Raw genomic sequence first — 23106 nt, forward strand, 5'->3', positions numbered from 1 at the left:
TTGATGACGAGGCGAGGTTTTTTCCATGATCCGCGAGATCCTGAAGATGGGCGACCCACGGCTGTTGCGGGTGGCCCCGCCGGTGCCCGACGGCATGATCGGCAGCGCGGAGCTCGATGCGCTGATCGCCGACATGTTCGACACCATGCACGATGCCGGCGGCGTGGGTCTTGCTGCACCGCAAATCGGGGTGGACCTGCAGTTGGTGATTTTCGGCTTCGACCAGTCGGAGCGCTATCCCGATGCCCCGGCGGTACCGCGCACCATCTTGCTCAATCCGGTGATCACGCCGCTGTCGCATGACATGGAGGAGGGCTGGGAGGGTTGTCTGTCGGTTCCCGGCCTGCGCGGTGCGGTGAGCCGGTATTCGTTGATCCGTTATCAAGGGATCGATCCGTACGGTGTGCAGATTGATCGCAACGCCGAAGGGTTTCATGCGCGCGTGGTGCAGCATGAGTGCGATCACCTGATCGGGCGGTTGTATCCCTCGCGGATCACGGATTTCAGCAAGTTTGGGTATACCGAGGTGTTGTTTCCGGGGATGGATCCGGGGGCGGATGAGTGAGGCCCAGCTTTTTTCTCCCTCTCCCCTGCGGTTAGAGGGTTGGGGTGAGGGGTCAGCCTAGCCTCATCGCGTGGCAGCGCCACTGTCTGTTTTTGCTCGTCATTCCTGCGAAGGCAGGAGGCGCCTTTCAACAGCCGAATGGCTGGTCATCCAGTGACTTTGCGCTGGATCGTCGCCATACGGCGACCTGGCCGCCTGCCGCGGGCTTCGTCCTCCTGCCGGCGACGCGAAGCTAGTCCCCTCTCGGGGAAGGCCGGGCCACTTTCTCTTGCTTGCCCAAGAGAAAACAACCCAAGAGCAGGGCCCCCCGGGGATCAAGAGCCACATCAAGAACTAAAGCCGAGCCTGTCCTCGCGGTCGTAATGATTCGGCGCGGAGCGGCTTTCTGTGGGAGCGCACCCTGTGCGCGACAAACCTACGGAGCGATACACCTAGCGTGGCTGTCGCGCACAGGGTGCGCTCCCACAGACAATCGGCAAGCGCGGAATCCGATGGGCCATGTGCGGCCATGGGGCGCCATGGGGTCGGCTGACGGGGCATAGGCGGCAGGGCCATTCTCTGCCCAAGGCCAGCAAAACCCATCAACCCGTTGCGTATCCCCCCAAATCCGGCAACCCTACGCGCTGACCCGCCTCCTGGCGGGCCGTCTATTCACGCCACGCCGCCTCAGGTGGCCATCAGGGGACCCATCACATGACCGGACGACTTTCGTGAGCGGCAATCTTTCCCAAACCGAAAATCGCAAAGAGCTGACCGTTCGCGGTCTCATCCTGGGCGTGATCATCACGGTGGTGTTCACTGCCGCCAACGTCTTCTTTGGCCTCAAGGCTGGCCTCACGTTCGCCACCTCGATTCCCGCGGCGGTGATTTCCATGGCCCTGTTGCGCGGGTTCAAGGATTCCACCATCCAGGAAAACAACATCGTGCAGACCATCGCTTCGGCGGCGGGCACGTTGTCTTCGATCATCTTCGTGCTCCCGGGCATGATCATGATCGGCTGGTGGACCGGCTTTCCGTTCTGGACCTCGTTCGCCGTGTGCGCCTTGGGCGGCATCCTGGGCGTGATGTATTCGATCCCGCTGCGCCGCGCGCTGGTGACGACCTCCGACCTGCCGTATCCAGAAGGCCTGGCTTGCGCCGAGGTGCTGAAGGTCGGCAGTGGCGATGATGCTGACGCCGGCAGCGTGGAAGAAGGCCGTGCGGGTCTGCTCGCCGTGCTTTGGGGCTCCATCGTTTCCGCAGTGTTTGCGGTGATCGTGGCCACGCAGGTGTTCGCCAGCGATTTCGTGCGCTATTTCCGCGTGGGCGACAAGGGTTCGGTCAGCGGCTTCGACTTCAATCTTTCCTTCGCGCTGTTCGCCATCGGCCACCTGGTGGGCCTGTCGGTGGGTATCGCGATGCTGATCGGCGCGATCATCGGCTGGGGCTGGGGTGTGCCGCATTACTCGCTGCTGGGCGACATGAGTGCGTCGGTGGCGGATCTGGCCAATGGCACCTGGAGCCACAAGGTCCGTTTCGTCGGCGCGGGCGCCATCGGCGTGTCGGCCATCTGGACGCTGGCCAAACTGGTGAAGCCGGTGATCAGCGGCCTGACCTCGGCCGTAGCCGCCTCCAAAGTGCGCAAGGCCGGCAATGCCGACTCGCTGCCGCGCACCGAGCGCGACATCCCGATCGGCATCGTGGGCCTGATCACGCTGGCCTGTTTCGTTCCGATCGCCTGGCTGCTCGGTTATTTCGGTGAGATCAGCGGCCTGGGTGCCCATGTCGGCGTGCTCGCCATCGGCGGCGTGGCCTTCGTGGTGCTGATGGGCTTCTTCGTTTCGACCGTGTGCGGCTACATGGCTGGCCTGATCGGTTCGTCCAACAGCCCGCTGTCGGGCGTGGGCATCCTGGTGGTGATCGCGGCCGCCTTGCTGCTGGTGGCGTTCGTGAAGCCATACGTGGGTCCTGAAGAGGGCAAGGCGCTGGTGGCGTTTGCGCTGTTCATCACCGCGGTGGTGTTCACCGTGGCGGCCATCGCCAACAACAACCTGCAGGATCTCAAGACCGGCCAGCTGGTGGATGCCACGCCGTGGCGCCAGCAGGTTGCGCTGGTGATCGGCGTCATTGCGGGCGCAGCGGTGATTCCGCCGGTGCTCGACATGCTCAATAAAGCTTACGGATTCGTGGGCGTGGCGGGCGTCGGTGCGCATGCGCTGCCGGCGCCGCAGGCCGGTCTTATCTCGGCCCTGGCGAACGGTGTGATCACCGGCAATATCGACTGGAGCCTGATCATCACCGGCATCTGGATCGGCGTGGCGATCATCATCGTCGACGAGATCCTGGCGCGTACCACCAAGCACATGCGCATACCGCCGCTGGCGGTGGGCCTGGGCATCTACCTTCCCACGGTCAGCACGCTGATGGTGGTGGTGGGTTCGGTGGTCGGCTGGTATTTCGACCGTCGCGCCGATCGTTCGAAGAGGCCCGAAACCACCAAGCAGCTCGGTGTGTTGCTCGCCTCCGGCCTGATCGTGGGCGAGAGCGTGATCGGCGTGGTGATCGCCTTCATCGTCGGTCTTTCGGGTAAGGGCGCGCCGCTGGCGCTGGTGGGCGAGGACTTCGGCAATGCGGCCCAGTGGATCGGCGGCATCGCCTTCGCGCTGATCGTGCTGGTGCTATACCGCTGGATCGCCCGCATGGCCAATGGGTTGGCCAGCAACAAGTCCTGAAATCACACGGTCGCGACCTGCCTGAAGCGGGCGCGACCGAATGTCATGCCTGCATGCCACGATCGAACAGAAGTGCACGTTGACCGGCTATCCTAGACGGTCGCGAATATCTTGCGCGATGGTCATGTGGAGGCGGTAAACGCGTGGTGGAGCAGACAGGGGCACAAGCCCCGATTTCCGGTGAAATGCTTGCACGCCCTGGCCTGATGGCCAGGCTGCGCAGGCTTGCCGGTCCGCTGCTTTCGGTGGCCATGCTGTGCCTGGCGCTTTGGGCGCTGCACCGCCTGGCCAGCGAGGTGAGCTACCGCGAGGTGGCACGCTACGTCCACGGACTGGAGAACTACCGCGTCGCCCTGGCCGTGCTGCTCACCGCCGGCAGCTACGGCGTGATGATTCTCTACGACTGGTTCGGGCTGAAGTACATCGGCAAGCGATTGCCGGGCCCGCAGGTCAGCCTGATCTCCTTCATCAGCTACGCCTTCAGCAATGCGCTGGGCATGGCCCTGCTGATCTCCGGTTCCATCCGCTACCGCTTCTACATCCAGGCCGGCCTTTCCACCGCCGAGGTGGCGAAGGTCGTGGTGTATTGCACGCTCAGTTTCTGGCTGGGGCTGTGCGCGCTCACCGGCGTCACCTTGCTGCTGGTGCCGATTCCACCGTCATTGCCGCTGGCCAGTTGGCGCATTCCGGTGGCCGCGGTGCTCACCCTGATCCCGTTGCTGTGGATCGTGGGCAATCGCCTGCTTGGACGTCCATTGCGTATTTGGCGATGGCGCCTGAGCCTGCCGACTACCTTGGTCGCCACGCGGCAGGTGCTGGTGGGCGCGGTGGATTGGGGTCTGGCCGCCTACGTGCTGTATCTGCTGATGCCCAATCAAGTGGACACGGGCTTCGGGCATTTCCTTGCGATCTTCGTGCTGGCGCAGATCGCCGGCCTGATCAGTCATGTGCCCGGCGGCCTGGGCGTGTTCGAGGCGGTGATGCTGGCCGGCTTCGGCGCCGAAGGAAACCAGGGCCTGGAAGCGCCCATCCTCGGCGCGCTGGCGGCGTATCGCCTTATCTATTATTTCCTGCCGCTGTTCGCGGCGACCGTGGTCGTGCTGTGGCGCGAGGCGCGTGGCCTGCGCCAAAAGACCTTGCTGGCGCCGTGGTTCACCGGCTTGCTGCCGCCGTTCTTCGCGGGTCTGACGCTGGTGTCGGGTGCGGTGTTGCTGTTCTCGGGTGCGACCTCGGCGCTGCCGACGCGCATGGCCATCTTGCGCGACGTGTTGCCGCTGGCCGTGCTGGAAGTGTCCCACTTCCTTTCCAGCGTCGTCGGCATGATGTTGCTGATTCTTGCGCGCGGTCTGCAGCGGCGTCTCGATGCGGCCTATGTGCTCACGCTGATCCTGCTGGTGCTGGGCGCGGTGCTGTCCCTGCTCAAGGGCATCGACTACGAAGAAGCCACGCTGCTGTCGGTGCTGGCGCTCGCGCTGGCGCCGGCGCATAAGTTGTTCTATCGCCGCGCGTCCATGTTCAGCGCGAGCTTCTCGTGGGGCTGGATCATCGCCATCGTGGCCGTGCTCGGCTGTGCCGGCTGGCTGGTCGGCTTCAGCTACAAGCACGTCGAATACAGCAACAACCTGTGGTGGGAATTCAGCTTCTATCACGGCGGTGCGCCGCGCGCGCTGCGCGCGCTGGTGGGTGCCACCACCGCGGGCCTGTTGTTTGCACTGGCCAACCTGATACGCCCGGTGCGGCCGGATCTGCATCTTCCCAATGAAGACGACCTGCAGCGCGCGCTGCCGCTGATCAAGAACTACAACTCCGCCCAGGCGCATCTCGCCCTCATGGCGGACAAGACCCTACTGTTCGATGCCGACAACCGCGCCTTCATCATGTACGACGTGGAAGGCCGTAGCTGGGTGGCCATGGGCGACCCGGTGGGCGAGGATGAAGAGGCACGCCGCGAACTGGTGTGGACCTTCCGCGACCAGTGCGAGCGCGCCGGCGGCTGGCCGCTGTTCTACCAGGTGCGGCAGGACGATCTGGACCTGTACCTGGAAGTGGGCATGAACTTCCTCAAGATCGGTGAAGAGGCCCGCGTCGAACTGGCCGGCTTCAACCTCGACGGCAAGTCCAAGAAGGTGCTGCGCAACACCGTCAACAAGCTCACGCGCGAGGGCATGCGCATGGAGATCGTGCCGGCCGACGCGGTGGCCGCGCTGATCCCGCAGCTTAAAAAGATCTCCGATGCGTGGATGCGCGACAAGGGCGTGCGCGAGAAGGGTTTCTCGCTGGGTACGTTCGATGCGCGCTATCTCGAGCGCACGCCGATGGCACTGGTGTGGCAGGGCGAGGAACTGGTGGCCTTTGCGAATCTATTCCTCACCGACAACAAGGAAGAGGCCTCGCTCGACCTGATGCGCCATCTACCTGACGGCACCGCCGGCATCATGGACTTCCTGTTCATCAGCCTGATGCAGTGGTCCAAGCAGGAAGGCTACCGCTGGTTCAACCTCGGCATGGCGCCGTTTTCCGGCCTGCAGAATCGCCGCAGCGCGCCGCTGTGGAGCCGCCTGGGCGCGATGCTGTTTGGTCGCGGCGAGCGCTTCTACAACTTCCGCGGTCTGCACAAGTACAAAGACAAATTCGATCCCGTGTGGGAGCCTCGTTATCTTGCGGTGCCCAACGGCATCGCCCTCCCGCTGGTGTTTGCCAATGTGGCGAGCCTCATTTCGGGTGGACTGTCAGGCATGGTGCGCCGTTGAAACGACTCTGGAAGTGGTTCGCTCTCGTTGTGTTGATTGCCGCGGGCGCAGGCCTGTGGGCCTGGCAGCCGTGGCATCACGCCAGCATGCAGGAGTCGCTGGTGCAGGTGCCCGCGCAGGCCGGCGTCACGCCGCTGGCCGGGCGCGAGGACGTGGTGGCGATCTTCTATTCCGGCGACGGCGGCTGGCGCGATCTGGACCAGTCGCTGGGCAAGATCATCGCCTCGCACGGCATCCCTGTGCAGGGGGTGAGCCTGCTGCAGTACTACTGGCGCAATCGCCCGGCGAAGGAGTCGGCCGTCGATCTGGATGCCTTGATTGCGCATGCAGTGTCGCAGCCCGGCAAGAAGCGCGTATGGCTGATCGGCTTCTCGTTCGGCGCCGACGTGCTGCCTTCGGTGATCGACCAGTTGAGCCCTGAAGGCCGCGCACGCATCGCCCAGGTGGTTTTGCTGTCGCCCAGTCACGACGTCAACTTCGAAATCGAAATGGAAGGCTATATGAAGGAGGGCTGGTGGAAGACGCACACCCAGGACTTCTTCCAGTGGCTCAATCCCGTGCAGCACTACGACGCCCTGCCGCCGCTTGAAGCATTGAATGATCACCCGCCGGTGGTTTGCTACTACGGCGTCAAGGACAAGGACGACGCGCTGTGCGCCGACCCGAAGTTGCCTAGCTGGATCAAGGTCTATGAAAAGACCGGTGACCATCACTTCGATTACAACTATGAGGGCCTGGCGCAGCAGATGATTCACGATCTGCCGGCGGCACAGTAAACGCCTCTCACCTTGTGGGAGCGCACCCTGTGCGCGACGGCTTGGCGAAGCGAAGGCGCTGCCGCGCCTTGTTCGCGCACAGGGTGCGCTCCTACAAGCAAGGGTTCGGGGTTGATGGACGCAACGACTGGCCCGCAGGTTCAACGCAATACTGGCATCGACCTGCTGCGTGGCTTCTCCATCCTGCTGGTGGTGCTGCACCACATCGGCCTGCGCATTCCGCTGCGCAAGACGGCCTTGCTCGACGTGCTGCCGAAGAAGTTGCTGACTGCGCTCAATTTCAACGGCTACGAAGCGGTCTTCATCTTCTTCGTCATCTCGGGCTTTCTCATCACCAGCAATGCGCTGCGCCGCAGTGGTTCGCTGGCCGGCATCGACCTGCGTGCATTCTATGCCCGGCGTTTTTCGCGCATCGCGCCCTGCTTGTTGTTGCTGGTGGCCGTGCTCAGCCTGCTGCATTTGGTGGGCGCTCCGGATTACGTGATCGATCGCGAAGGGCAGTCGTTGCCGCGCGCCATCGTGTCGGCGCTTGGCTTCCATCTGAATTGGTACGAAGGCATGACCGGCTATCTGCCGGGCAACTGGGACGTGCTGTGGTCACTGTCGATCGAGGAAGTCTTCTATATCGGATTTCCACTCGTCTGCCTGCTGACGCGGCGCACCTGGGTGTTGGTGCCGATGCTGATCGCACTGGCGGTGTCGCTACCATGGACACACGCCGCGTTGGCCGGCAATGAGATCTGGCAGGAGAAGGCTTATCTGCCGGGTATGGCGGCGATTGCCGCCGGCGTGCTTGGTGCGCTGATTGTGCAACGTTGGCGCAGCCTGTCGCGCGCTGCGGTCTGGATGCTGGCCATTGCGGGCGCCGTAGGTCTGTACCTGGTGATGTTCGAAGGCAGGCTGTTATGGCAGACGATGCACGACAGCTACATGCTCGTGCTCACCGGTTCCGCGTTGTGCCTGGTATTGGCCAGTGCATGGTCACGTGGTGGCGCGTGGCGCGGTTTGGGCTGGCTGCGTTCCTGGGGACGTCTGAGCTACGAGATCTACCTCACTCACATGTTCGTGGTGTACGGCGTGGTGCGGATCTACAAGGCGATGGGCGGGGCCATCGCCTATGGCTTTCTCTGGTATCTGCCGGCGCTGCCGCTGTGCTGGCTGTTGGGCAAGTGCATGGAGCGTTGGGTATCGACGCCCGCGGAGCGATGGTTGCGTGAGCGGATGTTGCCTGAGGGTGGATCGTCTGCCCTAGTGCAGGGCGCACCCTTGTAGGAGCGCACCTTGTGCGCGACCGCGGCGTCATGTCGTTCCCACTTCGTAGGCTGGTCGCGCACAGGGTGCGCTCCTACAAAAGGCAAGCGGCGTCGGTCAGCGGAAACGATTGATCGTATCGCGCAGCTCGATGGCGGCAGCGCGCGCTGCCTGGGCGAAATCCTCGCCATTGCCCGCGTAGAGAATCGCACGCGAAGAACTGATCATCAGCCCGCGGCCGTTGGCGCTGCGTCCATGCTTGAGCACGGCTTCCACATCGCCACCCTGTGCACCGATACCCGGCACCAACAGCGGCATGTCGCCCACGATGCTACGCACCTTGCCCAGCTCTTCCGGCCAGGTGGCGCCGGTGACCAGCGCGCAGTTGCCGTTGCCGTTCCAGTCGCGCGCAATGGTTTCGGCCACGCGCAGATAGAGCGGCTGGCCGCCGCAGTCGAGCGCCTGGAAATCCGCGCCACCCGGATTGGACGTACGGCACAGCAGGATCACGCCCTTGTCGGCACGATCGAGAAACGGCTGGGCGGAATCGCGGCCCATATAGGGGTTGAGCGTCACGGCGTCGGCGCGATAGCGATCGAATGCCTCGGTGGCGTAGTGCTGCGCTGTGCTGCCGATGTCGCCACGCTTGGCGTCGAGGATCACCGGTACGCCGGGGTGTTTGTCGTGGATGTGCGCGATCAGGCGCTCCAGCGCGTCTTCGGCACGCAGCGCGGCGAAGTGCGCGATCTGCGGCTTGTACGTGCAGACGAGATCCGCGGTGGCATCGATGATGTCGCGGCAGAATTCGAACACCGCGTCCGGGCGACCCTTGAGGTGCGCGGGAAATTTCGCGGGCTCGGGATCGAGGCCGACGCAGACGAGGGAGTCATGGTCCGCCCATGCCTGTTGCAGGGATTGCATGAAGTGCATCGGAATCTCCTCGCTGCAGCCTTTCACTCCCTCTCCCCTCCGGGGAGAGGGTAGGGGTGAGGGGACAATCTTGCGGTATCGCTGATTTGAAATCGGGTTCTTTTGAGGATCGTGGCAAGCCGTGGCCCCTCACCCCAACCCTCTCCCCAAAGGGGAGAGGGAGCCAAAGCTCGCTTACGCCAGCTTCTTGTACTTCACGCGATGCGGGCCGGCTGCTTCGTCGCCGAGGCGGCGCTTCTTGTCGGCTTCGTACTCGTTGTAGTTGCCGGGGAAGAACTCGACGTGCGAGTCGCCTTCGAACGCGATGATGTGCGTGGCGATACGGTCGAGGAACCAGCGGTCATGTGAGATCACCATCGCGCAGCCCGGGAATTCCAGCATCGCGTCTTCCAGTGCGCGCAGCGTTTCGACGTCCAGATCGTTCGACGGTTCGTCGAGCAGCAGCACGTTGCCGCCCTGCATCAGGGTCTTGGCCAGGTGCAGGCGACCGCGCTCACCGCCGGACAGGCTGCCGACCATCTTCTGCTGGTCGGTGCCCTTGAAGTTGAAGCGGCCGATATAGGCGCGCGACTGCAGCTCGTAGCGGCCGATGGTGATGATGTCGGCGCCGTCGGAGACTTCCTGCCACACGTTCTTGTTCGGATCGAGGCTGTCGCGCGACTGGTCCACATAGGCCAGCTGCACGGTGTGGCCAAGCTTCACTTCGCCGCTATCAGGCGTTTCCTGGCCGGTGATCAGCTTGAACAGGGTCGACTTGCCGGCGCCGTTCGGGCCGATCACGCCGACGATGGCGCCCGGCGGAATCTTCATCGACAAGTCGTCGATCAGCAGGCGATCGCCGAAGGACTTGGACACGTTCTTGAACTCGATCACTTCCTGGCCCAGGCGTTCGCCCGGCGGGATGTAGAGCTCGTTGGTTTCGTTGCGCTTCTGGTACTCGACCGAGTTCAGCTCTTCGAAGCGGTTGATACGCGCCTTGCCCTTGGACTGACGGCCCTTGGCCGCTGAACGCACCCACTCCAGCTCGCGTGCAAGCGCCTTCTGGCGACCCTTTTCGGCGGCTTCTTCGCGGGCGAGACGCTCGCTCTTCTGTTCCAGCCAATCGGTGTAGTTGCCCTTCCACGGAATGCCGCGGCCGCGATCGAGTTCGAGAATCCACTCGGCCGCGTGCTCGAGGAAGTAGCGATCATGGGTGACCGCCACCACGGTGCCCGGATAGTTCTGCAGGAACTGCTCCAGCCAATCCACCGACTCGGCGTCCAAATGGTTGGTAGGCTCGTCGAGCAGCAGCATGTCCGGCTTGGACAGCAGCAGGCGGCACAGCGCCACGCGGCGCTTCTCGCCACCGGACAGCGGCCCGATCTTGGCATCCCACGGCGGCAGGCGCAGCGCGTCGGCGGCCACTTCGAGCTGGCGCTCCAGGGCGTGCGCGTCGTTCACGGCCAGGATGTTTTCCAGCTCCTGCTGTTCCTTGGCCAGCTTGTCGAAATCTGCGCCTTCTTCGGCGTAAGCGGCGTAGACCTCGTCGAGGCGCTTCTGCGCATCGAGGATCACCGACACGCCTTCCTCGACCGCTTCGCGCACGGTCTTCTCGGGATCGAGCTGCGGTTCCTGCGCCAGATAGCCGACCTTGATACCCGGCTGTGGGCGGGCTTCGCCCTGGAAGTCCGTGTCCACGCCGGCCATGATCTTCAGCACCGTCGACTTGCCCGCGCCGTTCAAGCCCAGCAGGCCGATCTTGGCGCCGGGGAAGAAGCTGAGCGAGATGTCCTTGATGATCTGGCGCTTCGGGGGAACGATCTTGCTGACCCCGTTCATGGTGTAGATGTATTGCATGGAACCTCCGGCGACGTGCACCCAGCCGGCCGAGAGGGCAGGCAGTGCGATCAGAGTGGGTGTAAACCACTCATTATAGCGGGTTTAGAGGGCGTCTCGGTGACGGCTCCGCTGCTCCCTTTGGGTCCGGCCGGGGGCAGGGGCAGCGCCAGGCAACCGCACACCTGTGGGAGCGCACCCTGTGCGCGACGGCCACGCCGGGTGTACCGCTCCGTAGGTGTCGCGCACAGGGTGCGCTCCCACAGAAGTCTTCAGTGCACTGGTTTGGCAGCGTCAAACACCGCGCTGACCGTGCGCGTGTGCAATGAGGCCGCGTCGTAGCCCGGGGGCAGCATGCCTGCGATCTCCAGCATGACCGCGCCATGCAGTGAGGCCCAGATCTGGTGGCCGATGATGGGGGCATCGGCGTCTGCTGCAATGGTTCCCTCGGCAATCATGACGTCCACATGCGCGGCAATGGTGCCCCACATGCGCTCATGCGCCTGGCGATAGCCGGGATCGTCCCGCCGCGTCTCGGGGTACTCGAACATCAGCCGGTAGGTGGCGGTGTTCTCGCGGGCAAAGGCGATATAGGCGTCGCGCACGGCGCGGCTGCGGGTGCGGCCGTCGCCGGGCGATGCCAGTGCGCGTTCCAGTGCCTCGGAAAAACGGTTCAGGCCGCGCGCCCGCACGGCGGTGATGATTTCTTCCTTGTTGTCGAAGTAGCGATACGGCGTCATCGTGCCCACGCCCAGCTCGCCGGCCAGGCGCCGCATGGTGACCGCGGCCGGGCCTTCTTCCACGTAGATCTTCGCCGCCGCCTCGCACAGGCGTGCGCGGAAGGCCTCGGTTTCCTGCTCGCTCAGCGCCTTGGGCACGTCAGGGTGCCTTTACGTCCAAGGTCTTGCGGAAGAAGGCCAGCGCATCGGCATTGACCTGCTCATGCACCTTGACGCGGTCCACGCCGACCGGATCGGCGCACATCGGCGCGATCTCCTTGGCCAGCTCAGCGGAGCAGGGCGGCAGGAACACCCAGTGATCGGCGTGCGGCACGACCTTCACCCCCGCCAGCGTCTTGATCAGCGGCTGGATATGCCTGGCGTTGGCCTCGGGCGGCAGCACCTTGTCGTTCTGGCCGTAGTAGAGAAAGACCGGAATATGCACCTGGTCGAAGCTGTGCTCGTCGAAGATCAGGCTCATCGGGGCCATCGCAAAAGCGGCCTTCACCCGCGGATCGGCAGTATCGCCGTACTTGCCCAGCTGGCCCTGCATGTCCTCGAGCACCTGCTCCATGGTCTTGCCTTGTTTGGCGGCAGCGGCCTTGAACTCCGCGGCGTGGCCGCAGACATCCTTATCGTTCGGATAGCGCTGGCAGAAGGCCACGAAGCGAACGAAGCGCGGCTGGGCGCCGGCCAGCATCAAGGCCGTGTACCCGCCCGCGGAGAAGCCGGCCACGCCGATGCGGCTGGGATCGATCAGGGGCTTCCAGCGCGGATCAGCGAGCAGGGTGGTGATGGCGGACTTCACCTGCACCGGCCGCCCGGCCAGCACTTCGATATGGCCGACCTGGCTGGTATCGCGAAAGTAGTCGCCCAGGTGATTGAGCGTGGCGACCACGAAGCCGTGGCTGGCGAGGTAAGCGGCCAGGTCGTGATGGCCCAGGTTGCTGCCGCCATTGCCGTGGGAAAGGATCACCAGCGGCTTGGCGCCGGGGATGGCAGGCGCGTCCGGCGTGGCCGCGACATCGTAGGGCCCGATCGCCGTGGTGCCATGCGTCGGCTGCGACGAGGGATAGAAGACATAGCCTTCGGTCGGCTTGCCGCTGACCGGGTCGGGGATCTGGATGGCGGTGATGCCCACGCCGGCGATGTCGGACGCCAGGGCGGCCAGCGGCAGCAGCAGAAAGATCAGGGCGAACGCGGCGAGCTTGCGCAGCGGGTATACCGGGGCGCGGGACGGCTGGATCGGCATGGCGAGGTCCGTAGGCTGGATTGCGTGCAGCGTACGGTACGATGTACGCAACTAGACCGCAAGTGACCCCAAGGTGGCCGCAATAGCACATCACGGCTACAATTTCGCGTTCTAGCCCTGCTTGCCACCCCCACGAGGTCAGGATGTTCCCGAAGCACGAGACGATCGCCGGTTACGACAACGAACTGGCCCAGGCTATGGCCGACGAAGCCCGCCGTCAGGAGGACCACGTCGAACTGATCGCTTCGGAGAACTACGCCAGCCCCCGCGTGATGGAAGCGCAGGGCAGCGTGCTCACCAACAAGTACGCCGAGGGTTACCCGGGCAAGCGCTACTACGGCGGCTGCGAATACGTGGACGTGGCTGAACGCCTCGCCATCGATCGCCTGAAGCAGCTGTTCGGCGCCAACTACGCCAATGTGCAGCCGCATTCGGGTTCGCAGGCCAACCAGGCCGTGTACCTGGCGCTGCTCAATCCGGGCGACACCATTCTCGGCATGTCGCTGGCGCACGGTGGCCATCTCACGCACGGCGCCAAGGTGAACGTTTCGGGCAAGCTGTTCCATGCCGTGCAGTACGGCGTGAACGAGCAGGGCTTGGTTGACTACGACGAAGTCGAGCGCCTCGCTCTCGAGCACAAGCCGAAGATGATCGTGGCCGGCTTCAGTGCCTATTCGCAGGTGATGGACTGGGCGCGCTTCCGCGCCATCGCCGACAAGATCGGTGCCTATCTGTTCGTGGACATGGCGCACGTTGCCGGTCTGGTCGCCGCGGGCGTCTATCCGAACCCGCTGCCGCATGCGCACGTCGTCACCTCCACCACGCACAAGACGCTGCGCGGTCCGCGCGGCGGCATCATCGTGGCGAAGGACGCTGGCGAAGAGATCGAAAAGAAGCTGCAGTCGATCGTGTTCCCGGGCATCCAGGGCGGTCCGCTGATGCACGTGATCGCCGCCAAGGCGGTGGCCTTCAAGGAAGCGCTGGAGCCGGAGTTCAAGACCTACCAGACCCAGGTGGTGAAGAACGCCAAGGCGATGGCCAAGACCTTTATCGAGCGCGGCTACAAGATCGTTTCCGGCGGTACCGAAAACCATCTGATGCTGGTCGACTTGATCGGTCGCGACGTGACTGGCAAGGACGCCGAAGAAGCGCTGGGCAAGGCGCACATCACGGTCAACAAGAACGCCGTGCCGAACGACCCGCGCAAGCCGTTCGTGACCTCGGGCCTGCGTGTGGGTACGCCGGCCGTCACCACCCGCGGCTATCTGGAAGCGGATGTGGTCGAACTCACGCAGTGGATTTGCGACGTGCTCGATGCGCCGAACGATGACGCCGTCATTGCCAAGGTGCGCGACAAGGTCACGGCGCAGTGCCACAAGTTCCCTGTCTACGGCTGAGCCGTCACGAAGGATGAGGGCCGATAAGAAACGAGAAGTGAGCAGGGGCGCCTTTTCTCGTTTCTTCCTCCCTTCCAGGAATCGATGAACCTATGCATTGCCCTTACTGCCAGCACGAAGACACTCGCGTGATCGACTCGCGCCTCGCCGAAGACGGCGCCACCGTGCGCCGTCGTCGCGAGTGTCCCAAATGCAGTGAACGCTTCAATACCTTCGAAACAGCCGAGCTCAAGCTTCCTTCCATCGTGAAGAGCGGCGAACGCCGCGAGCCGTTCGACGAACACAAGCTGCGCGTGAGCTTCGAACGCGCCCTGCAGAAACGCCCCGTGCCTACCGATTCGGTAGACACCGCCGTGCGCGAAATCATCAACGACCTGCGCCGGTGTGGCGAACGTGAAGTGCCTTCGCGGCAGGTCGGTGAGCTGGTGATGCGTGAGCTGAAGAAGCTCGATCAAGTGGCGTATGTGCGCTTTGCTTCCGTCTATCGGAAGTTTGAGGATGTGCAGGCGTTTCGCGAGGAAATCGAGAAGTTGGAGCGCGATTTGCCGGAGCTCGAGGCGTTGCAGTTGTCGCTGCTGGGTGAGCAGGTGGCGCGCAGGAAGAAGTCCTGAAGGGACTCCATTGGGAGTCATGATGCTTCCAGGTTTTCGCTTCTAGGTTTTCGCTCCTAGCTCCTAGCTCTTATCTCTTTGCTCCTGACTCTCAGCTCGTCATCCCGGCGCAGGCCGGGATCCAGTGACTGTGCGCTCGGTTGTCGCGTCGTCGCGACCTGGCTCGCCTGCCGCGGGCTTCCGACCTCCTGCCGGCGACGCGAAGCTAGTCCCCTCTTTGGGAAGGCCGAGTTACTTTTCTTTGCTTGCCCAAAAAAAAGTAACCAAAAGAATAAGGCCCCCCGGATGACGCGCCTTCCGGGCCTTCGGCCCTCCAGGTGCGCGGACGGGCTCCGGGGTTTTTCGACAGGACATCCCTGTCCTGTCGAAAAGCTGGCCGCGTCCCTGCGGCCACCCTGCGGGCTTTCCTCCACCCGCCCGCCGCGTCATACGGGGCCCCGGGGGCGCAGAACCAGATCAAGATCAAGCGCAGGCCCGGCGCTGCCGGACCTCCCTTGTAGGAGCGCACCCCGTGCGCGATCACCTACGGAGCGGTACCCCCCAGCGCTGCGGTCGCGCACAAGGTGCGCTCCTACAAGGGTTTCGCACGCTGTAGCGCCAATTCAATCTCGCGATCGCTCTTTGTGGGAGCGCACCCTGTGCGCGACAAACCTACGGAGCGGAACACCCCAGCGTGGCTGTCGCGCACAGGGTGCGCTCCCACAGACAAGCGGGCGCGGCAGGGGATGGAGCGAGGCCCCGCTTTAAGTCCTCAGCGATTCGGCCGCGTTGCGGAGCGCTTTGAACTACCCGCTGTGTACCCTCGGAGGTTGTCCCACAACGACGCGCCTCGAGCGTTCGGGCTTATCCCAACACCACGCTGCGGGCGTTATCAGGCCATTCTCTTTGGGTACTTTTCTCTTACTCCGGGCATCCTGCCCTCCGCCCTTCGGGCCGGCTTCGCCGTTCGCATGCGCTCCTGCGCATGCGTGGGCCAGCAAAAGAAAAGTGACTCGAGCGGCGGCAGCCGTTCGAAACGCCCGCCGCGCAGGCGGCACCCTGGCCTCAAGGCGACAAGGAAACACCGAATTTCTGGATGACCTGTCATTCGACTGCCGGGGCCAAATCCCCAAAGAAAATCCCAGAGTCACAAGATCCCCCACCACTTCACCTAAACTCCCCCCACTGCACCGCGAAGCGACCCCGCATGGCCTCCCCATTCACCGCCATCGACCACCTGCACATGGCGCACGCCTTGCGTCTCGCCGAGCGGGGTCTCTACACCACCCATCCCAATCCTCGCGTCGGCTGTGTCATTGCACATGGCGAGCAGGTGGTGGGGACGGGTTATCACGTGCGGGCGGGTGAGCCTCATGCCGAGGTGCACGCGTTGCGCGAGGCGGGTGAGCAAGCGCGTGGCGCGACGGCGTACGTCACGCTGGAGCCCTGCGCCCATCATGGCCGCACGCCGCCGTGCGCGGACGCGCTGATCGCTGCCGGTGTATCGCGCGTGGTCATCGCCGCAGAAGATCCCTTTCCCCAGGTCGCCGGCCGCGGCATCGGCAAGCTGCGCGATGCAGGCATCACGGTGGCAACCGGCCTGATGCGTGAGCCGGCTCGCGAACTCAACATCGGTTTTTTCAGCCGCATCGAACGCGGACGCCCCTGGGTGCGCGTGAAGCTCGCCATGAGCCTGGATGGCCGCACGGCACTGGCCAATGGCGAATCGAAGTGGATCACCGGCGAAGCGGCGCGCGCAGACGTGCAGCGCTGGCGTGCCCGCAGCTCGGCGATACTCACCGGATCGGGCACCGTGCTGGCGGATAACCCGCGACTCACCCTGCGCCTGCCTGAAGGCGAGGCATTTACGTCTCCGTGGCGCGTAGTGCTCGACAATCGCCTGCGGACCCCGTCGAACAGCCACGTGCTCGACGGCTCGATGCCGACCTTGGTGATGCACAACGAACAATACGCGCCGGTCGATCCGCGCTTCCAGGCGACCGAGCTGGCGGTGGTGGCGGAGCAGGGCGGTGCGATGGATCTGCATGCCGTGATGGGCGAGCTCGCGCGTCGCCATATCAGCGAAGTCCACGTCGAAGCCGGCCCCAATCTGTGCGGCTCGTTGTTCGCTGCGGGACTTGTCGACGAACTATTGCTGTACATCGCACCTGTGTTGCTCGGCGACAACGCACAAGCGCTGTTGGGATTGCCGTCGCTGACCGATATGGCGTCACGCTGGAAACTGCGCACGCTTGATCGGCGCGTGCTGGGCGAGGACATGCGGTTGCTGCTGCGTCCCGTTGCGTGAGCGACGGATTCACGTTCGAGTTTGATGGCTATCACCGGCCATGCCGCAAGCGGGAGTTCAAGCACACATGACGAAGGCAGCGATACGTTGGGGCATCATCGGTTGCGGCAACGTCACCGAGGTGAAGAGCGGTCCGGGTTTCAGCAAGACGCCGAACTCCGCCTTGATAGCGGTCATGCGCCGCGATGGCGAAAAGGCCCGCGACTATGCCGAGCGCCATGGCGTGCCGCGCTGGTACGACGATGCGGCCAAGCTGATCGACGATGCCGACGTCAACGCCGTCTACGTCGCCACACCGCCATCGACGCACAAGCAATACGCCTTGATGAGCATCGCCGCCGGCAAGCCCGTCTACATCGAAAAACCGATGGCGATGGATCATGCCGAGTGCGAAGCCATCATCCATGCGGGACAGCAGGCGAAGGTGCCGGTGTTCGTTGCCTATTACCGCCGCAGCCTGCCGCGTTTCCAGAAAGTGCGTGAGCTGATCTTCGGTCAGCTGGCGATCGGCAAGCCGCGCATCGTCAATACGGTGCTGTACGAACCGCATCATCCGCGCTATCAGGACCCGAGCAATCTGCCCTGGCATGTGCGTCCGGAGATTTCCGGCGGCGGTGTGTTCATGGATCTGGGCTGCCACACGCTCGATATCCTCGACTGGCTGTTCGGCCCCATCGTTTCGGTGAGCGGGCAGGCGAGCAATCAGTTGGGCGCGTATCCGGTCGAAGACGGCGTCGCCATGTCGTTCCAGTTCGGCAACGGCATGCTTGGCACCGGCCTGTGGAATTTCGACAGCTTCAAGCGCCACGACCAGATCGAAGTGATCGGCGACAAGGGCCGTATGGCCTTCGCCACCTTCGGCGACGGGCCGATCCACGTGGAAAACATGGAAGGCTCGCACGACTACCGCGTGGCCAATCCCTTGCACATCCAGCAGCCACTGATCGAAACCATCGTGGCGGAACTGACTGGGCAGAAGGGCGCCTGTCCGTCCACCGCCGAAAGCGGCGCGCGTACCAGCTGGGTGATGGACCAGGTGCTGCGCGACTATCGCCAGGAAAACGGTCAGATCGTGAATCCGTAACCTTGCGGCCCGCGGACGGCACTCACTCCCAGGCGACACATTGTTCCCCGGTGCGGACGCTGCAGCGGCGGCCGTTCCCCGGGATGGTGTTAAACTGCGCCAGCCGGTTCGCCGGCAAACTACAAACGACGTCTTCAGGGCGGGGTGCGATTCCCCACCGGCGGTAGGTGCCGTAGGGCACGAGCCCGCGAGCGCTTCCAGGTCATCGGAAGGTCAGCAGATCCGGTCCAATGCCGGAGCCGACGGTTGGCAGCCAGCGATGGCGGCCAGAAAGTCCGGATGAGAGAAGACGGTATGGCGCATGCCTTCGCGGGCGTGCACCTGCCTGACGCCTTGGGGCGTTTTTCGCACTTTTGACGCGGGAAACGTTTCATGTCCAAGCATCGTTGCCAGTCCTTCGCCGCCTCCGTTCCGGAGGTGCGCTGATGTTCACCGGCATCATCCAGAGCCTGGGCCGCATCGCGCGGCTGGAACCACGCGGCGGCGACGTACGCCTATACGTCGACACGGCCGATCTCGACCTCTCCGATGTGCAACTGGGCGACAGCATCGCTGTGTCCGGCGTATGCCTGACCGCGGTGACGCTGGAGTCGCGCGGTTTCAGCGCGGACGTCTCCAACGAAACGCTGTCGCTCACGACGCTTGGCAAGCATCGCGCGGGCGATCCGGTGAATCTGGAAAAGGCTCTGCGCCTGGCCGATCGTCTGGGCGGCCATCTGGTGTCCGGTCATGTCGATGGCGTGGGCAAGGTGGTGTCGATCACGCCCGATGGCCGCTCACTTCGCTGGGTTTTCGAGGCGCCTGCATCGCTGTCGCGCTATATCGCCGCCAAGGGCTCGATCTGCATCGACGGCACTAGCCTTACCGTGAACGAGGTAAACGGCCATCGCTTCGGGGTCAACCTTATTCCGCATACGGTGGAACACACGGCGTTCAACGCGCGTCGCGCGGGCGATGCGGTGAATCTCGAAGTGGACGTGGTAGCGCGTTACATCGAGCGGCTGATCGCCAGTGGCGATGCGCCGAGGATCGATGAAGCGTTTCTCAAGCAGAACGGTTTTGCTTAAGGCTCGTCATCCCAGCGAAAGCTGGGATCCAGTGCCTCCTGATCTGCGCAACAAAGTCGCTGGATTCCAGCTTGACCAGCTCTTCAGCTGTTGAAGAGCGCCTCGCTGGGATGACGAGCAAAACAACAACAGCTTTCCATTGGAACCACCCCATGAGCTTCAACACCATCCCCGAAATCCTCGAAGACATCCGCGCCGGCCGCATGGTCGTGATCCTCGACGATGAAGATCGCGAGAACGAAGGCGACCTCATCATGGCCGCGCAGATGGTGCGGCCGGAGGACATCAACTTCATGGTGCGCGAGGCGCGCGGCCTGGTGTGCCTCACGCTGACCGAGCAGCGCACACGCCAGCTGGGTCTGCGGCCGATGGTGGTGGACAACACCTCGCCGTATCAGACCAACTTCACTGTCTCGATCGAGGCGGCCGAAGGCGTCACCACCGGCATTTCCGCGCACGATCGCGCGCGCACCATCCAGGTTGCCGTGAAGTCCGATGCCAAGCCGCAGGATCTGTCCCAGCCGGGTCATATCTTCCCGCTGACGGCGCAGCCGGGCGGCGTGTTGACGCGTGCGGGTCATACGGAGGCTGGCTGCGATCTGGCCGCGCTGGCAGGGCTTGAGCCCTCGGCGGTCTTGATCGAAATCCTGCATGAAGACGGCTCGATGGCACGCCGTCCGGAGCTGGAAATCTTCGCGAAGAAGCATGGCCTGAAGATCGGCTCCATCGCCGACCTGATCCGCTATCGCCTGGAAACCGAGAAGACCGTACAGCGCGTCTACGAGGGCGACGTCGATACCGAATTCGGTGCGTTCAAGCTGGTGGCTTATCGCGATGCCATTCGCCACGGCCTGCATTTCGCCCTGGTGCGTGGCCCCGTGGACGATGGCGAGCCCGTGCTCACCCGGGTGCACGTGCGCAACACGCTGTCGGACGTGCTGCATCTGCATCGCGACGACCTGGGCCTGACGGTGACCTCGGCCTTGCGCCGCATTGCCGATGATGGCCGCGGCGCGCTGCTCGTGCTGTCGGGCGAAGACACCGCCGACGCCTTGCTGCGTCGCCTCAATCGCCAGCCCTCGGCGCAGGCGCCGGAAGAAGCGCAGCAGCAGGAATGGCGACAGCTCGGCCTGGGCGCGCAGATCCTCGCGGACCTGGGCATCCGCCAGCTACGCGTGCTGGGTACGCCGCGCAAGATGGTGGGGCTGGGTGGCTTCGGGCTGGAAGTGACCGAGTACGTCTAACCCGACCGCGACCCTGTGGGAGCGCACCCTGTGCGCGACTGGCGAGTTGCGTCGTTCCGCTCCGTCAGGTTGTCGCGCACAGGGTGCGCTCCCACAGTAGGTTTTGCTCCACCTCGCCACTTCCGCGCCATATCGCTACCGGCATACTCAGGTTTTCATCACGCACCTCCGCCATGACCTCTCCGACCATCCGCCTCATCGCACCTTCCGGCTATCCGCACGACCGCGACGCCATGGCGCGCGGCATCGCGCGTCTGCAGGCAGCCGGTTGCACCGTGGATGGTTTGGACGTGCTCGATCGCGTCGAACATCGTTTTGCCGGCCCCGATGCCTCACGCGCGGCGGACCTCAACACGCTGGCGACGATGCAACAGCTGCCGGATGTCGCACTCTCCATCCGCGGCGGCTACGGCGCCACCCGCCTGCTCGAACACCTGCACTACGACGCGTTGCGCGAACGGTTGGCCGGTTCGAACACTTTGCTGGTCGGTCACAGCGATTTCACCGCCATCCAGATGGCGCTGTACGCCAAGAGCGGCCTGGTCACCTTCGGTGGCCCCATGCTGGGTCCCGATTTTGGTGCGCCCGAGCTCAACGCCCTGATGTGGGAACACTTCTGGCGCGCCGTGGGCGAGCCGCAAGCCACTGCCAGTTGGACCACCTCCAGCACCGCCGAGCTGGATGTCGAAGGCCCGCTCTGGGGCGGCAACCTGGCCATGCTGTGCAGCCTGCTGGGTACACCATATTTCCCGGTGATTGATGACGGCATCCTGTTCGTGGAGGACATCGGCGAGCCGCCGTTCCGCCTCGAGCGGCTGCTGTACCAGTTGCAGCTCGCCGGGGTGCTGGATCGCCAGCGCGCCCTGGTCCTGGGCCATTTCACGCAGTGCCGCCCGCATACCTACGACAACGGCTACGACACCGATGCCGCGTTCGAGCAACTGGCCCGGGTGGCGCGGATTCCCATCGTCCGCGACCTGCCGTTTGGCCATGAGCCGGACAAGTTCACCCTCCCATTCGGCGTGCCGGCCCGCCTGACGGTGGCGGCAGGCCAGGCCAGCCTGAGCTTTCACGGCCATCCGACCCTCGCGGGGACGGTTTCCCGCCCCGATCCGGGCACGCCGCCCTTGCATCCCGTAAAATAGACGGCCCCTCCGGGCCCGGAACCCAGGAAACGCATACCCCATGAAGACCATCGAAGGCGATTTCGCCACGCCCAAGGGCCGTTTTGCCATCGTCGCCGGCCGTTTCAACGGCTTTGTCGTCGAGCCGCTGGTGGCCGGCGCACGTGACGTGCTGGTGCGCCATGGCGTGAAGGACGACGCGATCGAGCTGATCCGCGTGCCGGGCGCCTGGGAAATCGCGCTGGCCGCCAACAAGGTCGCAAGCTCCGGCAAGTACGCCGCGGTGATCGCGCTGGGCGCGGTGATCCGCGGTTCCACGCCGCATTTCGACTTCGTCGCCGGCGAATGCGCCAAGGGCCTGGCCCAGGCGGCCTATGCCTCCGGTGTGCCGGTGGCGTTTGGCGTGCTGACCACCGACACCATCGAACAAGCCATCGAGCGTTCCGGCACCAAGGCCGGCAACAAGGGCGCCGATGCCGCCCTGGCCGCGCTCGAGATGGTCAATCTGTACGGAAAGCTGTGATGAACTCTCGCCCCGAAGGCATCGATCTGGCTGCACGCTCGCGCGCCCGTCGCCGTGCGCTGCAGGCGCTGTACGCCTGGCAGATCGGCGGCAGCCGCATGAATGCCGTGATCGAGCAGTTCCGCCACGAGCAGGACATGGAAGTGGCGGATCTCGAGTATTTCGAGGATCTGCTCAACGGTGTCGAGCGCAACGTCAAAACCATCGACGAGGCGATCAAGCCTTACGTGGACCGCGACGTGGAGCAGATCGACCCGATCGAGCGCGCCGCCCTGCGCCTGGCCACCTATGAACTCAAGTACCGCCCCGACGTGCCGTACCGCGTGATCATCAACGAGGCGATTGAAGTGACCAAGCGCTTCGGCGCGGATCACGGCCACAGCTACGTCAACGGCGTGCTCGACAAGCTCGCCGGCGTGCTGCGCACCACGGAGAAGCGTCACTGATGGACGGGGCCGCAGAGCGTTCGTCCGTGATTCCCGTGATCGAGACGGCGCGCCTGCGACTGCGTGCGCACCGCGTTGACGATCATGCCGAACGAGTGGCCTTGTGGTCCGACCCTGAGGTGACCCGCTTTATCGGCGGGCGTCCCTTCGGCGCCGAAGAAGTCTGGCGGCGCTTTTTGCAGTACATCGGGCTGTGGCACACGCTTGGTTACGGCTACTGGGCTGTCGAAGAGAAAGCCACGGGTCGCTTCATCGGCGACGTCGGGTTTGCCGACGTCAGGCGCGAGATGGAGCCATCGCTCCAGGACATGCTCGAATTCGGCTGGGCGCTGGCGCCGCACGCGCAAGGCAAAGGCTATGCGAGCGAAGCCGTCGCCGCCGCCATTGCCTGGGGCGAGAGGAGCTTCGCCGATCGCCGGCAGGTGTGCATCATCTCGCCGGACAACCTGCCTTCGATCCGCGTGGCGGAGAAGGCGGGTTTCAAGTTGTGGCAGGAATCCACCTATCACGACGCTCCCACCCTGGTCTTCAGCCGCTGACTTTCTGGCTGGACC

General features: G+C 64.2%; 19 protein-coding genes and 1 riboswitch. Of the genes, 15 read left to right on the top strand and 4 right to left on the bottom strand.

Annotated elements, in window-relative coordinates; all coding sequences use genetic code 11:
- Nucleotides 1-25 precede the first annotated feature (25 nt).
- The 5 genes from def (at nt 26) to AC1DMY_RS01275 (ending at nt 8074) form a co-directional block, all read left to right on the top strand.
- Nucleotides 26-565 carry a peptide deformylase gene (gene def, locus AC1DMY_RS01255; RefSeq protein ID WP_477163236.1) on the top strand — a complete coding sequence of 180 codons (540 nt, stop codon included), beginning with the start codon at nt 26-28 and terminating at the stop codon, nt 563-565.
- A 710-nt stretch (nt 566-1275) separates the two neighbouring features.
- Nucleotides 1276-3276: an OPT family oligopeptide transporter gene (locus AC1DMY_RS01260; RefSeq protein ID WP_477163237.1), complete on the top strand. Its 2001-nt coding sequence runs from the start codon at nt 1276-1278 to the stop codon at nt 3274-3276.
- A gap of 185 nt (nt 3277-3461) precedes the next feature.
- Nucleotides 3462-6026 carry a bifunctional lysylphosphatidylglycerol flippase/synthetase MprF gene (mprF, locus tag AC1DMY_RS01265; RefSeq protein WP_477163238.1) on the top strand — a complete coding sequence of 855 codons (2565 nt, stop codon included), beginning with the start codon at nt 3462-3464 and terminating at the stop codon, nt 6024-6026.
- Nucleotides 6023-6802: an AcvB/VirJ family lysyl-phosphatidylglycerol hydrolase gene (locus AC1DMY_RS01270; protein ID WP_477163239.1), complete on the top strand. Its 780-nt coding sequence runs from the start codon at nt 6023-6025 to the stop codon at nt 6800-6802. The genes mprF and AC1DMY_RS01270 overlap by 4 nt, the downstream gene beginning before the upstream one ends.
- A 114-nt stretch (nt 6803-6916) precedes the next feature.
- Nucleotides 6917-8074 carry an acyltransferase family protein gene (locus tag AC1DMY_RS01275; protein WP_477163240.1) on the top strand — a complete coding sequence of 386 codons (1158 nt, stop codon included), beginning with the start codon at nt 6917-6919 and terminating at the stop codon, nt 8072-8074.
- Between the two features lie 96 nt (nt 8075-8170).
- On the opposite strand, the gene pyrF is transcribed toward AC1DMY_RS01275, so the two are convergent.
- The 4 genes from pyrF to AC1DMY_RS01295 all read right to left on the bottom strand — a co-directional run bounded on the left by pyrF (nt 8171) and on the right by AC1DMY_RS01295 (nt 12769).
- The gene (pyrF, locus tag AC1DMY_RS01280; RefSeq protein ID WP_477163241.1) at nt 8171-8983 is read right to left on the bottom strand and encodes an orotidine-5'-phosphate decarboxylase; all 813 of its coding nucleotides are present in this window, start codon (nt 8981-8983) and stop codon (nt 8171-8173) included.
- A 174-nt stretch (nt 8984-9157) separates the two neighbouring features.
- The gene (gene ettA, locus AC1DMY_RS01285; RefSeq protein ID WP_441605630.1) at nt 9158-10819 is read right to left on the bottom strand and encodes an energy-dependent translational throttle protein EttA; all 1662 of its coding nucleotides are present in this window, start codon (nt 10817-10819) and stop codon (nt 9158-9160) included.
- 251 nt (nt 10820-11070) lie between these two features.
- Nucleotides 11071-11676, bottom strand: a complete 606-nt coding sequence (locus tag AC1DMY_RS01290; protein ID WP_477163242.1) for a TetR/AcrR family transcriptional regulator — start codon at nt 11674-11676, stop codon at nt 11071-11073.
- 1 nt (nt 11677) lies between these two features.
- Nucleotides 11678-12769 carry an alpha/beta hydrolase family protein gene (locus AC1DMY_RS01295; protein WP_477163243.1) on the bottom strand — a complete coding sequence of 364 codons (1092 nt, stop codon included), beginning with the start codon at nt 12767-12769 and terminating at the stop codon, nt 11678-11680.
- A 143-nt stretch (nt 12770-12912) separates the two neighbouring features.
- On the opposite strand from AC1DMY_RS01295, the gene glyA reads away from it, so the two are divergent.
- From glyA to AC1DMY_RS01345, 10 genes are all read left to right on the top strand, one after another.
- Nucleotides 12913-14166 (top strand): serine hydroxymethyltransferase, encoded by a 1254-nt coding sequence (gene glyA, locus AC1DMY_RS01300; RefSeq protein ID WP_477163244.1) that lies wholly within the window; start codon nt 12913-12915, stop codon nt 14164-14166.
- A 92-nt stretch (nt 14167-14258) separates the two neighbouring features.
- Nucleotides 14259-14777: a transcriptional regulator NrdR gene (gene nrdR / locus AC1DMY_RS01305; protein WP_441605626.1), complete on the top strand. Its 519-nt coding sequence runs from the start codon at nt 14259-14261 to the stop codon at nt 14775-14777.
- A 1222-nt stretch (nt 14778-15999) separates the two neighbouring features.
- Nucleotides 16000-17064, top strand: a complete 1065-nt coding sequence (gene ribD / locus AC1DMY_RS01310) for a bifunctional diaminohydroxyphosphoribosylaminopyrimidine deaminase/5-amino-6-(5-phosphoribosylamino)uracil reductase RibD (protein ID WP_477164171.1) — start codon at nt 16000-16002, stop codon at nt 17062-17064.
- Nucleotides 17065-17131: 67 nt separating this feature from the next.
- Nucleotides 17132-18148: a Gfo/Idh/MocA family protein gene (locus tag AC1DMY_RS01315; protein WP_477163245.1), complete on the top strand. Its 1017-nt coding sequence runs from the start codon at nt 17132-17134 to the stop codon at nt 18146-18148.
- Between the two features lie 126 nt (nt 18149-18274).
- A riboswitch (FMN riboswitch) is annotated at nt 18275-18443 on the top strand.
- 130 nt (nt 18444-18573) lie between these two features.
- On the top strand, nt 18574-19215 hold the full coding sequence (locus AC1DMY_RS01320; RefSeq protein WP_477163246.1) for a riboflavin synthase: 642 nt from the start codon (nt 18574-18576) through the stop codon (nt 19213-19215).
- Between the two features lie 152 nt (nt 19216-19367).
- Nucleotides 19368-20459, top strand: a complete 1092-nt coding sequence (gene ribBA, locus AC1DMY_RS01325; RefSeq protein ID WP_477163247.1) for a bifunctional 3,4-dihydroxy-2-butanone-4-phosphate synthase/GTP cyclohydrolase II — start codon at nt 19368-19370, stop codon at nt 20457-20459.
- 173 nt (nt 20460-20632) lie between these two features.
- Nucleotides 20633-21604, top strand: a complete 972-nt coding sequence (ldcA, locus tag AC1DMY_RS01330) for a muramoyltetrapeptide carboxypeptidase (RefSeq protein ID WP_477163248.1) — start codon at nt 20633-20635, stop codon at nt 21602-21604.
- 40 nt (nt 21605-21644) lie between these two features.
- Nucleotides 21645-22106, top strand: a complete 462-nt coding sequence (gene ribH / locus AC1DMY_RS01335; protein WP_046970675.1) for a 6,7-dimethyl-8-ribityllumazine synthase — start codon at nt 21645-21647, stop codon at nt 22104-22106.
- Entirely contained in the window at nt 22106-22552 is a 447-nt protein-coding gene (gene nusB, locus AC1DMY_RS01340) for a transcription antitermination factor NusB (RefSeq protein WP_046970674.1), read from the top strand. Before ribH ends, nusB begins: the two co-directional genes overlap by 1 nt.
- The gene (locus tag AC1DMY_RS01345; RefSeq protein ID WP_477163249.1) at nt 22552-23091 is read left to right on the top strand and encodes a GNAT family N-acetyltransferase; all 540 of its coding nucleotides are present in this window, start codon (nt 22552-22554) and stop codon (nt 23089-23091) included. The genes nusB and AC1DMY_RS01345 overlap by 1 nt, the downstream gene beginning before the upstream one ends.
- The last annotated feature ends 15 nt before the right edge of the window (nt 23092-23106 follow it).

Source organism: Dyella sp. 01L423 (assembly GCF_056399945.1).

Bases quoted from the DNA above. Each gene is read 5' to 3' on its own strand.
- ribD (WP_477164171.1), top strand. From the start codon at position 16,000: ATGGCGCACGCCTTGCGTCTCGCCGAGCGGGGTCTCTACACCACCCAT.
- ribBA (WP_477163247.1), top strand. From the start codon at position 19,368: ATGAGCTTCAACACCATCCCCGAAATCCTCGAAGACATCCGCGCCGGC.
- AC1DMY_RS01345 (WP_477163249.1), top strand. From the start codon at position 22,552: ATGGACGGGGCCGCAGAGCGTTCGTCCGTGATTCCCGTGATCGAGACG.
- AC1DMY_RS01295 (WP_477163243.1), bottom strand. From the start codon at position 12,769: ATGCCGATCCAGCCGTCCCGCGCCCCGGTATACCCGCTGCGCAAGCTC.
- nusB (WP_046970674.1), top strand. From the start codon at position 22,106: ATGAACTCTCGCCCCGAAGGCATCGATCTGGCTGCACGCTCGCGCGCC.
- mprF (WP_477163238.1), top strand. From the start codon at position 3,462: ATGCTTGCACGCCCTGGCCTGATGGCCAGGCTGCGCAGGCTTGCCGGT.
- glyA (WP_477163244.1), top strand. From the start codon at position 12,913: ATGTTCCCGAAGCACGAGACGATCGCCGGTTACGACAACGAACTGGCC.
- ettA (WP_441605630.1), bottom strand. From the start codon at position 10,819: ATGCAATACATCTACACCATGAACGGGGTCAGCAAGATCGTTCCCCCG.
- ribH (WP_046970675.1), top strand. From the start codon at position 21,645: ATGAAGACCATCGAAGGCGATTTCGCCACGCCCAAGGGCCGTTTTGCC.
- ldcA (WP_477163248.1), top strand. From the start codon at position 20,633: ATGACCTCTCCGACCATCCGCCTCATCGCACCTTCCGGCTATCCGCAC.
- AC1DMY_RS01320 (WP_477163246.1), top strand. From the start codon at position 18,574: ATGTTCACCGGCATCATCCAGAGCCTGGGCCGCATCGCGCGGCTGGAA.
- pyrF (WP_477163241.1), bottom strand. From the start codon at position 8,983: ATGCACTTCATGCAATCCCTGCAACAGGCATGGGCGGACCATGACTCC.
- nrdR (WP_441605626.1), top strand. From the start codon at position 14,259: ATGCATTGCCCTTACTGCCAGCACGAAGACACTCGCGTGATCGACTCG.
- def (WP_477163236.1), top strand. From the start codon at position 26: ATGATCCGCGAGATCCTGAAGATGGGCGACCCACGGCTGTTGCGGGTG.
- AC1DMY_RS01315 (WP_477163245.1), top strand. From the start codon at position 17,132: ATGACGAAGGCAGCGATACGTTGGGGCATCATCGGTTGCGGCAACGTC.
- AC1DMY_RS01275 (WP_477163240.1), top strand. From the start codon at position 6,917: ATGGACGCAACGACTGGCCCGCAGGTTCAACGCAATACTGGCATCGAC.